Here is a 9,601-nt window from a genome sequence, read left to right as displayed (position 1 = left end):
CGCTTTTTTTTTGCCATTTTAAGGACAAAGAAAAAGTTATATGAAACGTGTTTCATATAACTTCTCAAATCATCAGTAAAATATAAGGCTCAGAGAGTTTTTACCAACTATTTATGACCATTATGCCATGTTTTATAAAAAAAGCCCAGCAATGCTGGGCTTTTAGGTTTGTTTTGATCCACTACTAATTACTAATTATCATCAGTAGTTGTTTCAACTTTTATTTTAGTGTTTTTGATTGCTTTTTCAGCATCTTTGGCAGCGTCTTTTACACCGTCAACAGCTTCACCAGCAGCATTTTTTGCATCATTTACAGCCTCACCAGCCTTATCCATAGCATCTCCAGCAGCTTCTTTTACACCCTCAACAGCTTCTCCAGCTGCGTTTGTTGCGTCATCAATCGCTTCTCCAGCAGCATTTGTTGCATCGTTTACAGCTTCACCTGCGGCATTAGCAGCCTCTCCAGCAGCTTCACCTGCAGCGTTTGCAGCATTTTCAACAGCATTTCCTGCTTCTTCTGCATTTTCTTTTACCTCTCTACAAGAAGTAATGTTAAAAACCAATGCTACAGCTGCAATACTTAAAATAATTCGTTTCATGTCGTTTTATATTTTGACGATTAGTTAATGCGCAAAATTAACAAGTAATTCCTAATTAAATAATTAATCAGGATAAATGTTTTGATTTTACCGATGAAATACACAAATACCCCTCTGAAAAACATATTTTGTTTTATATTTCTTCTTATATACGCATAAAATACCTCACATGGATCACAATAGATGTAGATAAGATGGAAATATTCCCACTAGACATAATAGGAATATTTCCTAAATTTCTTATATTCACCAAATGGGAACAAATGAACTACCTTCAGAAATTCGTCGTTTTAAAGAAATTCGTGAAGATCACGATTTTACGCAATCTGAATTTGCAGAGCAACTAGGCATTAAACATTCTACGGCAGATATAGAACGAGGTCGGACCAAACTTTCTGGACGGGTTGTCACGGAGTTATTACGCTTATTTAATGTCAATCCGTTGTGGTTATTTGGATACAGCAATCAAAAACATTTGAATACGCATCGTGGAGATATCAGTCCGAAAGTGGTGATTGTAGATAAAGAAGATCAGGAAAACATGGTGTTGGTCAATCAAAAAGCAGCCGCTGGGTATCCAAATAATATTCAGGATGTCGAGTGGTATCAAAAACTCCCTGCATTTGACCTTCCGTTACCTCAGTACCGCAATGCCACCTATCGTGGTTTTCAAGTGGAAGGAGATAGTATGCTTCCTAATTTTAGACCAGACGACTGGGTTCTTGCCAAAGGCGTAGAAAGTCTTGATTATGCTAGTGACAATAAAGTGTATGTTGTAGTGATGCAAGATGCTGTGGTGGTCAAAAAATTACAAAAACTCCCAGATTCCTCAAAAGTATTGCTCGTTTCGCTCAATGAAGAATATGTTCCTTATGAAGTATTTGTCAGTGATATTCAAGAAATCTGGCAAGTCAATAGTAAACTTACCTTTAATATAGATATAGGATCTGAACACACCTTATTAAGAGAGTTACAAGCCTCTATGCAAGAATTAAAAAGTCAAATCAAAAAATTAAATACCTAAAACACTAAATGGGGTTTCCTGAATTATTTGATTTTTTAGAACGCTTACAACAAAATAACTCCAAAGAGTGGATGGATCTCCATCGCAAAGAATACCAAGCGGCGCGTGTTTTTTTTGTGAGTTGGCTAGATGAACTCAATAACAAACTTGCGGCAGTAGATCCTGATTATTTTGACACCCCTGGAAAAAAAGGAATCAATCGGATTAATAATAATTTGATGTTTGCGCCTCACAAACCTATTTACAAAGATCATTTTGGAGCTGGTCTTGATCAACTAACCAAACAAGGTGATTTTTACATTGAAGTTGGTCTTAAGCAATGCTTACTAGCGGGTGGTTTTTGGCGCCCTGAAAAATCAGTATTACGTAGTATCCGAGATGCCATTGATTATAATGGAGAAGAACTAGTCGCTATTCTAGAAAAACCGTCTTTTAAAAAAATGTTTGGCGGTCTCTATCTCGATGATCCCTTAAAAACAGCACCTAAAGGTTTTTCAAAAGAACATCCACACATAGATTTATTGAGACGCAAAACATTTGCTGTGGAGGTATCGCTTTCGCGAAAGCAGATACTAGACCCCAACTATCAGGAATACTGTACGGAAGTCTATATAGAGATGCTCCCTTTTAGGCGTTATTTACGAGAAGCGGTTAGTGTAGAATCTTAAGCTTTAAAAAGAGGTGAAATACCTCGAAAATAGAAGACAGCATGCACCAAAGGAGCAGTTTCTGATGAATCTTTGGCGAAAGCGGTAAAAAAATATTTACAGTTATTGTAAATTAATAGATTAGTGGTATATTTGCACCCGCTTAAATCGAAAGATTGAGTTAATTTTTAATCATTAATTAATCGCTATGTACGCAATTGTAGAGATAGCAGGGCAGCAATTTAAAGTTGCAAAAGACCAGAAAGTCTTTGTACACCGCCTAGCAACTGATGAAGGAGAGCAAGTGTCTTTTGACAATGTTCTTTTAATTGGTGACGGTGACAAAGTAACGATCGGCGCCCCGGCTATAGACGGAGCTCAAGTAGGAGCAAAAGTCATTAAGCACCTTAAAGGTGACAAAGTAATCGTTTTCAAGAAGAAAAGACGTAAAGGATACCGTGTTAAAAACGGACACCGCCAGTCGCTTACTGAAATCGTAATCGAAAACATCACTGCTTCTGGAGCTAAAAAAGCAGCTCCTAAGAAAGAAGCTAAAAAAGCAGAACCTAAAGTGGCCGCTGCTGTAAAAGAAGAAGCTCCTAAGGCTGAAGCTAAAAAAGCACCTGCTAAAAAAGCAGCTGCAAAAGGTGATGATCTTAAGAAAATAGAAGGTATCGGACCAAAAATCGCTCAAACATTAACAGACGCTGGAATTGCAACGTTTGCTGAGTTAGCAAAAACCGATGCTGCTAAAATTTCTGAAATCATAGCTGATGTTCGTGGAAATCACGTAACAGATACATGGCCTGCACAAGCACAACTAGCTGCCGATGGTAAGTGGGATGAGCTTAAAAAATGGCAAGACGAATTAGACGGTGGTAAAGCGTAAGCAATACACACTATAAGTATAATGAATCCTGATCTATATCAGGATAAAAAACCGAAACAAGATGGCTCATAAAAAAGGAGTTGGTAGTTCTAAAAACGGTCGTGAATCACAATCAAAACGCTTAGGTGTTAAGATTTTTGGTGGCCAAGCTGCAATTGCAGGGAACATTATCATACGTCAAAGAGGAAATACACATCACCCAGGTGAGAATGTATACGGTGGAAAAGATCACACACTTCACGCAAAAGTAGATGGTGTTGTAAAATTCACTAAAAAGAAAGATAACAAATCGTACGTTTCAGTCGTACCATTTGAGGCATAAGCCTTCTTTTTTCCTTACAAAATCAAAGCCCTTTCTTAATAGAAAGGGCTTTTTTGTAGCTTAATTTTTATTTTACTTAAAATGGTTGGGAGTAGGCACAGTTTTTGACATTTTCATCCAAACAAACTACAAACCCTATGAAACATGTATCCTACCTTTTGATGATTCTCTTCTTAAGTTCTTGTTTCCCCCTAAGTATTCCGCCTAATTTAGAAAAAGGAAAGCTCATAGAGGCTCAAAAATTCAAACGAAAACTTCCTAAACAGTATGCATATATATTTACAGACCCTAAAGATGCTAATGAATTCTACTACTACTTAAATGCTAAATTCCCGCCTAATCAAGCTGGTGACTCTGAAGATAACGTCCCTATTCAAATAGACAACACAAATTATTATATCTCTTTTTACGAGACAGAAAAAAAATCACGTATTGTTAATTTACTTCCAGCACTTGCCAACGAAGTCATGCGTAAAAACAATGTGTCTATTGAGCTTAACGAACCTCCAATTGTGCGGGGAGGTACTTGGTATATCGTTCTTGTTATTACCGATTCAGAATTTAATGATGCTTTATCACCAAATAGTGAGCATCAAAAAAAGATGTTAGCCTATGCTAAATCAATACATAAGGAATACATAAGCACAACAAATTACAACAGTATTTGGCTTCAAAATCCCGCAAATACAGATAAATAAGATTCAGTTAGAATGTTCTTACACATTCTAATTAGACAGCTTAGGAAAAACTTACTCTTGCAGTAATTTATCAGTCCCTAAATAGCCATTATCTTTATTGTAATACCACGCGCGATCTTTGGGCATTTTGATGCCTTGTATTTCGACTTCATCAGTGAGGAGGATATATTCTCCTGTAGTTTCGTCAGGTCCTTTAAAAAACTGGTAGACTTCCATAGCGTAGGTGGCAGGGTCAAAGTAAAATTGCCAAATATCTGATCCCACAGCTTCTTCATACGTAACTTTCAAAACTACGTATTCTTTGCCTTTAAATGTTTTCTTCTGTACGATGGGATCTATGAGAGTGCCTGGATCTTTTAGCTTCATTGGGAGTCCGTAGAGATACGTGTAATAATTTTTAAACATAACTGTACGCTCGCAGGCTTCGTCTGAAATTGTAGTTTCAGTTGTAGTTGTATCTTCATTTGAAAAGCGGCAGTTGGTGTTTCGTATTTCGCGAAAGCTACTTTTTCCATCTTGTAGCGTAGATGCGTTAAAATACTCTTCTGGTAAATTAAGCGTAATGGTTGTTTTACGTTCTTTTCCTCCCGGTGTTTCTAGTAAAACAGTAAAATCTCCTGCAAAGGTCTCCCAATTGCCTTGCGGATCATGATAGGCGATTGTTTTTTCTAGCAGTTGATTGGCGGTTAGGGTTTGTGCTGTTAAGGTTAACGTAAATGAGATTACTAATAGCGTGATAAGTGTTTTCATGAGGTTGTGTATTGTCACATGAAATATACAATTAATCTTCCCATCCGCATAATGTGCGTCCACGCTCTTGAGCTGTTTCTAAAGAAACTTTCTTGATCTCTTTTTTACAGTTACTAAGACCTCTACAATTTTTCTTGTAATGATATTTTTTGGCTCCTGAACTATTGCAGAGGTAAACTTGCGTTTCAGAAAAATGAAACTCCAAAAACAGTAGACCAAGAAAACTTATTGTAAAAAGTATTTTCATAAAAATCAGTTTGGTAAATTTTCACAAGCAATACCATCATTATCTCTGTCAAGCTCGTCACATCCATTATTAAATGCAGATTGTGCTTCCGATTGAGAAGAAAAATCTGAACACTTACAATTGGAATCTATCGAACAAGAAACACACAACATAATTGACATGCATATCAATAATACACTCAATGCGCATCCACTATTTTTAAACCGTTTTCTATAGGTCAACCCTGGAATGCCTGTTCGTATCGAGAATCCTTTTGAGTTCACAGATCCACTTTTTGTTCTATAACTTGTACTTATCCCAGACTTACTAAGATTAATACCTAAGCCTTTGCTTAGTTTAATTCGCTTATTGAATCTAAATGCCATACCTTTTATTTAAGATAAAATCAGCTATCACCGTTTCTATATTTGTTGGGATATCTGAATTTTTGATTTTGTACTTTTTTATTCCCATTTCATCAAACCATCTACTCCAATAGGTTTTGATGATATCTGGTGTATATGGGTTTTCATTATTTTGGTCTGTTATTCCTATTACTAAAACTTCTAAATCTTCTAGGTTGCTTGTTGCTGGAATAAACCCAAGGTTCCTTTTCTCTAAATCTTCTTTCCAACTTGAGTTATTAAGTTGTAATTTCCGTAAGCTCTGAGGAGTTAAGAAAGACGTTCTATTTTTATCTTTCATCACTGTCTTATCATAATACATATATCCATCTGTGAGTATGACCAATACATTACGACGGCAATTTTCTACAACATAATCTTTCACGTGATCTTTGAAAAAACGCCAAATATCTGAGCCTGGATATCCATTTTTCTTCGATCCTTTTCTGACCAAATCATAGATTTGACTAGGGATACTATCATACAACTTAAGGGTCTCAGGCATCAATATATCTTTTGAAACTCCTTTTACATATGAAACTTTTAGTAATTCAGCATTTTTATTAATTCTCTGATCTAAGGGGATTGGATCAAAGAATACTTGCATTTTATCATATAACAAGCCTAGTTTTTTGTTTTTTATATGAGTATTAAAAACTTTGGCTAATGAAGAAATATATGCCGAATCTTTAGCTTGTTGATTAGATAATTCAATTCTATTAGATAAATCCAAAAGAATTGAAATATTTAAATTGTCCTGTTTTCTTTTTTGTAAGAAGTCTGGGCAATCACTAGATATGCTTCTATGATCTCTTTGACTCTCTTGTTTTTGTGCAACTTCTTCATTTACATCTCCTTTACATGTAATCAAAAGAAATCCTATCCCTAATATTATAAGAAGTTTGTTCATCGCTAAAGTGTTTTGCTAAATACCGTATTTTGATAATCATCTCTGACTCCCATTTTATTAATATGCATATTGTAGATTTCAAAACAATCATCTATTCTACGTGATCTCTCGTTTTGAGCAATTGTCATTTTCTCGTTCATAAAAGTGAGCCATCCCTGCATGTATTCTGATGCATAGAGATTGTATTCTTTAGTGGGTATAATAGTCCCATCTATAATTCGTTGCAACTCTTCAATTCTACCTTTTACTTTGGCTATTTGTTCCTTAATAGTCCTTATCAAATCTTTCTGTTCATCTACATCAGTAACAATCTCTTTAATTTGCTCTTTATGAATTACTATTTGTTCTTGACGTTTTCTGATAGCATTTTTTATTTTATCTTTTTCTTTATGCTCTTCCATGACAAAATCAAAAATGAACCCCCATATGAGGTAAGCTATAAACCCTAAAAAGATGATCAACCAGAACTCTTGACTCTGTATGGCTTCATTAAAACCATATCTAGCATTCTCGTCAGTCACATTAAGTTCCCACAACTTTTTTTCTACAAAAAAAGCTAAGAGTATATCAAATAATAATGTGAGAAGAACAATCCCTGAAAGCTTTATATAGGATGTTATTTTCTTCTTTTGATAAAACATATGGATAAGATACCCAAGGCCTATAAAAATAAAAGGCGCAAACACTATCGTTGTAAACGCTTGAAAACCATCTTCCCAACCTTTTAAAATAGCATCTGGCACATACCAACGCTGATCATCATAGGTAAACTCTTTTTCCATGGCAGAATACACTACGGAAGCATAGAACATAAATAAGTATACCGTAAGTGGTATCAATACAATAAGTCCGATCCAAAACTTTGAAGATGCTCCTTTTTTTGCATCCACACCATATGCTGTAGGGTTATGAGGAAGGTCTGTAATCTCAAACCTCAGTTCTTTAATACTCTCCTTAATCTTTTCATTTCTCTCCTCCTTTTGTTTAATGACTTCATTTGCATTATCAATCGCTACTTGAAAACCTTTAATTTCTGATTCCTTTCCCAATTGCTCCTCACTATATGGGCTTTTAAGTTCTTCTTGTTTATGTTTTAGTTCTTTTTCCTCATTTTCAAACTTTGCATAAATTGCTGCTAAACAAACGGACAGTGTTTGTGCGTGACCCATATTCCGAGAACTATCTCTAAACCCAGTTTCATGATATGTTCGCTTTCTGGACTCTTCAGATACTTCATCTTCATCCACTTCAAGAATGACTTCTTTCGGCTTTAATTGTATTAAATTTTTCAACCCCATTTCACTAGCTATTTAATTCGTTAAAAATCTCTTGTTTTGTTTTTCCTTCTTTTGTGGCATCAAGAAGGTATGTCGCTAATGGTGCTATATTTTCATCTAAAAAACCAAAGCTTTTAATATACTTTTCAAGGATATTTCGTTCATCATCAGTTACGATGCCGTCTGCCCAAATCATGGTTGAAAAATCACACAAGTACTCAATCTTTTTAGCCACATCATCGGGAATTAGTACAACGGTATTTGTTTCATGGAGTAGTATTTTATCCAAATACTCTTTAGACACTCCTCGCTCTTTTGCAAATTCATAGAGCATTTTCACCTCTAAAGCACTAAACTCCCCGTCAGAAAGGGCTATTTGATATAATCCTAAAAAATGACTTTTTAACTCTGTTGATATTATAATTTCTTCCATCATTTTAAATTATAAAATTCGGTCTCTACCGAATGTTTTTTCCTCTTGTTTAGACTCTCTTTCTTCTTCAATTTCATCTTCTTCCTGCTTTTCTTTTTTTAAAAATCCTTCTATTAAGAATAAAATCCCTACAATAATATCTAGTGGCATCCAGATGCTTCTTTTATACAGATATATAGGGAGTATTGGGTTAAATAAAATAACTATACATGCAAAGAGTATGGTCCAAAAAAGCCAATCTTTCCTATTCCTATAGACTACTAAAAGTGCCCCTATAAAAACTACCACTCTCAAGAATCGATAATATCCTGCAGGAAGGTGAAATACCGCTATGAATAGTAGTAATGCACAGATTGTAGATACTATATGTCTATTTGAAACAACTTTTATCTTCATGATTTTTACTTAGGTGGTGTTCGTTTATGTGGTTTTACAGGTACTGTTTTTGGACCTGGCTTAGGTTTACTAGGATTAGGTCTTGGAGTAGGAGAAGGTGTAGACCTTCTATGTGGTTTTACGGGTACTGTTTTCTTTGCCATTATATTTGTATTTAATTAATTTGTTTGAAATCTCATTTTCTACTACTACGCTGTTATCTGCAAGTATCATCTGAATTTCTCCATTCATTGGGTTTTTGAAAAGCTCATAATTGTTTCTACAATTTTTATATCTAAAACAGAAAGCCTGAAAACCTGATTTAAATCCCTCCTCCAATGTAATGTCATAAACATATCTAGAACAACTTTTCTTGAAAATACACACTCTTCGTTTAGATACAGGAATAAGAAGCCAATACAACCTTATAATTACTAAAAAGATATATTTCATTATTTTTCAAAAACAACAATCTGCCTAGTCGTTGTATATCCAAGACTTTGTCCAAAACCAAAACAACCACCGTCAGGTTTCACTTGACTCGTTACACTTTCTAATCTTATATATTTCCAACCTTGATTAGCATAATTCTCAATTAAACTTTCAAGTTGCTCTGCGACTTGCTTCGATGGGTTTTTATTTCTGTCAATTGATGCTACGAAAGGGATCACTTTATATTCCATGTGATGATTTTTAAGTTAAAAAGGGAGAATATACCTCCCTTTACATTTTTAAGCATAAGAGATTAATTTCCATGTAACCGACTTGTTATTATACGGTGGAAACGTTTCTCCCTCACTTAATGGAATCTTTGTTGAAGGACTACTTTGAGCCTCCCAAACTCCTGATTCAGGACATTTTTGTCCCGTAGTTCTAGTTGTGCCTAATGGTGTTTTTGCCATGTTTCTATTTTTTAAGATTACTAATACCCCAAACTTAAGCCCATTATCAATGAACCTCTTGTGGTTTTCCACGGTGCTTTCATAATACACTGAAAAAGAAAGATAAAATAGGTAAACGATCTGTATACGCTTTCGCGAAAGCGCA

General features: G+C 35.0%; 17 protein-coding genes. 5 read left to right on the top strand and 12 right to left on the bottom strand.

What is annotated here, in order from left to right; genetic code table 11:
• Positions 1 to 191: 191 nt before the first annotated feature.
• Entirely contained in the window at positions 192 to 599 is a 408-nt protein-coding gene (locus ACFO3O_RS16445) for a hypothetical protein (RefSeq protein ID WP_379980781.1), read from the bottom strand.
• 253 nt (positions 600 to 852) lie between these two features.
• On the opposite strand from ACFO3O_RS16445, the gene ACFO3O_RS16440 reads away from it, so the two are divergent.
• The 5 genes from ACFO3O_RS16440 to ACFO3O_RS16420 all read left to right on the top strand — a co-directional run bounded on the left by ACFO3O_RS16440 (position 853) and on the right by ACFO3O_RS16420 (position 4,179).
• Positions 853 to 1,623 (top strand): XRE family transcriptional regulator, encoded by a 771-nt coding sequence (locus ACFO3O_RS16440; RefSeq protein ID WP_379980779.1) that lies wholly within the window; start codon positions 853 to 855, stop codon positions 1,621 to 1,623.
• Positions 1,624 to 1,631: 8 nt separating this feature from the next.
• Positions 1,632 to 2,291 carry a DUF2461 domain-containing protein gene (locus tag ACFO3O_RS16435; RefSeq protein WP_379980777.1) on the top strand — a complete coding sequence of 220 codons (660 nt, stop codon included), beginning with the start codon at positions 1,632 to 1,634 and terminating at the stop codon, positions 2,289 to 2,291.
• Positions 2,292 to 2,478: 187 nt separating this feature from the next.
• Complete coding sequence (gene rplU, locus ACFO3O_RS16430) at positions 2,479 to 3,159, top strand: 50S ribosomal protein L21 (protein ID WP_379980775.1); 681 nt, start codon at positions 2,479 to 2,481, stop codon at positions 3,157 to 3,159.
• 61 nt (positions 3,160 to 3,220) lie between these two features.
• Positions 3,221 to 3,481: a 50S ribosomal protein L27 gene (gene rpmA / locus ACFO3O_RS16425; protein ID WP_379980773.1), complete on the top strand. Its 261-nt coding sequence runs from the start codon at positions 3,221 to 3,223 to the stop codon at positions 3,479 to 3,481.
• Between the two features lie 137 nt (positions 3,482 to 3,618).
• Positions 3,619 to 4,179: a hypothetical protein gene (locus ACFO3O_RS16420; protein WP_379980771.1), complete on the top strand. Its 561-nt coding sequence runs from the start codon at positions 3,619 to 3,621 to the stop codon at positions 4,177 to 4,179.
• Between the two features lie 51 nt (positions 4,180 to 4,230).
• Here the strand turns inward: ACFO3O_RS16420 and ACFO3O_RS16415 are convergent, their stop codons facing one another.
• The 11 genes from ACFO3O_RS16415 to ACFO3O_RS16365 are packed head-to-tail and all read right to left on the bottom strand — an operon-like array spanning position 4,231 to position 9,456.
• Entirely contained in the window at positions 4,231 to 4,929 is a 699-nt protein-coding gene (locus ACFO3O_RS16415; RefSeq protein ID WP_379980769.1) for a DUF6503 family protein, read from the bottom strand.
• Between the two features lie 31 nt (positions 4,930 to 4,960).
• On the bottom strand, positions 4,961 to 5,176 hold the full coding sequence (locus ACFO3O_RS16410) for a hypothetical protein (RefSeq protein WP_379980767.1): 216 nt from the start codon (positions 5,174 to 5,176) through the stop codon (positions 4,961 to 4,963).
• Between the two features lie 5 nt (positions 5,177 to 5,181).
• On the bottom strand, positions 5,182 to 5,541 hold the full coding sequence (locus ACFO3O_RS16405; protein ID WP_379980765.1) for a DUF4236 domain-containing protein: 360 nt from the start codon (positions 5,539 to 5,541) through the stop codon (positions 5,182 to 5,184).
• Entirely contained in the window at positions 5,531 to 6,469 is a 939-nt protein-coding gene (locus ACFO3O_RS16400; protein WP_379980763.1) for a hypothetical protein, read from the bottom strand. Before ACFO3O_RS16400 ends, ACFO3O_RS16405 begins: the two co-directional genes overlap by 11 nt.
• A gap of 2 nt (positions 6,470 to 6,471) precedes the next feature.
• The gene (locus ACFO3O_RS16395; protein WP_379980761.1) at positions 6,472 to 7,767 is read right to left on the bottom strand and encodes a beta-carotene 15,15'-monooxygenase; all 1,296 of its coding nucleotides are present in this window, start codon (positions 7,765 to 7,767) and stop codon (positions 6,472 to 6,474) included.
• Positions 7,768 to 7,771: 4 nt separating this feature from the next.
• Positions 7,772 to 8,182 (bottom strand): tellurite resistance TerB family protein, encoded by a 411-nt coding sequence (locus ACFO3O_RS16390; RefSeq protein WP_379980759.1) that lies wholly within the window; start codon positions 8,180 to 8,182, stop codon positions 7,772 to 7,774.
• Positions 8,183 to 8,188: 6 nt separating this feature from the next.
• Positions 8,189 to 8,575: a DUF6804 family protein gene (locus ACFO3O_RS16385; protein WP_379980757.1), complete on the bottom strand. Its 387-nt coding sequence runs from the start codon at positions 8,573 to 8,575 to the stop codon at positions 8,189 to 8,191.
• 5 nt (positions 8,576 to 8,580) lie between these two features.
• Complete coding sequence (locus ACFO3O_RS16380) at positions 8,581 to 8,718, bottom strand: hypothetical protein (protein ID WP_379980755.1); 138 nt, start codon at positions 8,716 to 8,718, stop codon at positions 8,581 to 8,583.
• Entirely contained in the window at positions 8,684 to 9,007 is a 324-nt protein-coding gene (gene yidD, locus ACFO3O_RS16375; RefSeq protein WP_379980753.1) for a membrane protein insertion efficiency factor YidD, read from the bottom strand. Before yidD ends, ACFO3O_RS16380 begins: the two co-directional genes overlap by 35 nt.
• A complete protein-coding gene (locus tag ACFO3O_RS16370; RefSeq protein WP_379980751.1) occupies positions 9,007 to 9,237 on the bottom strand; it encodes a DUF4177 domain-containing protein in 231 nt (76 codons plus the stop codon). The genes yidD and ACFO3O_RS16370 overlap by 1 nt, the downstream gene beginning before the upstream one ends.
• Positions 9,238 to 9,285: 48 nt before the next feature.
• The gene (locus ACFO3O_RS16365) at positions 9,286 to 9,456 is read right to left on the bottom strand and encodes a YjzC family protein (RefSeq protein ID WP_379980749.1); all 171 of its coding nucleotides are present in this window, start codon (positions 9,454 to 9,456) and stop codon (positions 9,286 to 9,288) included.
• Positions 9,457 to 9,601: the final 145 nt, after the last annotated feature.

It is taken from the genome of Dokdonia ponticola (genome assembly GCF_042653865.1).
Classification (GTDB): Bacteria; Bacteroidota; Bacteroidia; order Flavobacteriales; family Flavobacteriaceae; genus Dokdonia; species Dokdonia ponticola.
The sequence above is the reverse complement of the archived record's forward strand: the minus strand, read 5'-3'. Positions and strand labels throughout refer to the sequence as shown.

Excerpts from the sequence above, each read along its gene's own strand:
- yidD (WP_379980753.1), bottom strand. The coding sequence starts at position 9,007 with ATGAAATATATCTTTTTAGTAATTATAAGGTTGTATTGGCTTCTTATT.
- ACFO3O_RS16400 (WP_379980763.1), bottom strand. The coding sequence starts at position 6,469 with ATGAACAAACTTCTTATAATATTAGGGATAGGATTTCTTTTGATTACA.
- ACFO3O_RS16370 (WP_379980751.1), bottom strand. The coding sequence starts at position 9,237 with ATGGAATATAAAGTGATCCCTTTCGTAGCATCAATTGACAGAAATAAA.
- rplU (WP_379980775.1), top strand. The coding sequence starts at position 2,479 with ATGTACGCAATTGTAGAGATAGCAGGGCAGCAATTTAAAGTTGCAAAA.
- ACFO3O_RS16410 (WP_379980767.1), bottom strand. The coding sequence starts at position 5,176 with ATGAAAATACTTTTTACAATAAGTTTTCTTGGTCTACTGTTTTTGGAG.
- ACFO3O_RS16390 (WP_379980759.1), bottom strand. The coding sequence starts at position 8,182 with ATGATGGAAGAAATTATAATATCAACAGAGTTAAAAAGTCATTTTTTA.
- ACFO3O_RS16380 (WP_379980755.1), bottom strand. The coding sequence starts at position 8,718 with ATGGCAAAGAAAACAGTACCCGTAAAACCACATAGAAGGTCTACACCT.
- ACFO3O_RS16385 (WP_379980757.1), bottom strand. The coding sequence starts at position 8,575 with ATGAAGATAAAAGTTGTTTCAAATAGACATATAGTATCTACAATCTGT.
- ACFO3O_RS16405 (WP_379980765.1), bottom strand. The coding sequence starts at position 5,541 with ATGGCATTTAGATTCAATAAGCGAATTAAACTAAGCAAAGGCTTAGGT.
- ACFO3O_RS16365 (WP_379980749.1), bottom strand. The coding sequence starts at position 9,456 with ATGGCAAAAACACCATTAGGCACAACTAGAACTACGGGACAAAAATGT.
- ACFO3O_RS16415 (WP_379980769.1), bottom strand. The coding sequence starts at position 4,929 with ATGAAAACACTTATCACGCTATTAGTAATCTCATTTACGTTAACCTTA.
- rpmA (WP_379980773.1), top strand. The coding sequence starts at position 3,221 with ATGGCTCATAAAAAAGGAGTTGGTAGTTCTAAAAACGGTCGTGAATCA.
- ACFO3O_RS16445 (WP_379980781.1), bottom strand. The coding sequence starts at position 599 with ATGAAACGAATTATTTTAAGTATTGCAGCTGTAGCATTGGTTTTTAAC.
- ACFO3O_RS16420 (WP_379980771.1), top strand. The coding sequence starts at position 3,619 with ATGAAACATGTATCCTACCTTTTGATGATTCTCTTCTTAAGTTCTTGT.
- ACFO3O_RS16395 (WP_379980761.1), bottom strand. The coding sequence starts at position 7,767 with ATGGGGTTGAAAAATTTAATACAATTAAAGCCGAAAGAAGTCATTCTT.
- ACFO3O_RS16440 (WP_379980779.1), top strand. The coding sequence starts at position 853 with ATGGGAACAAATGAACTACCTTCAGAAATTCGTCGTTTTAAAGAAATT.
- ACFO3O_RS16435 (WP_379980777.1), top strand. The coding sequence starts at position 1,632 with ATGGGGTTTCCTGAATTATTTGATTTTTTAGAACGCTTACAACAAAAT.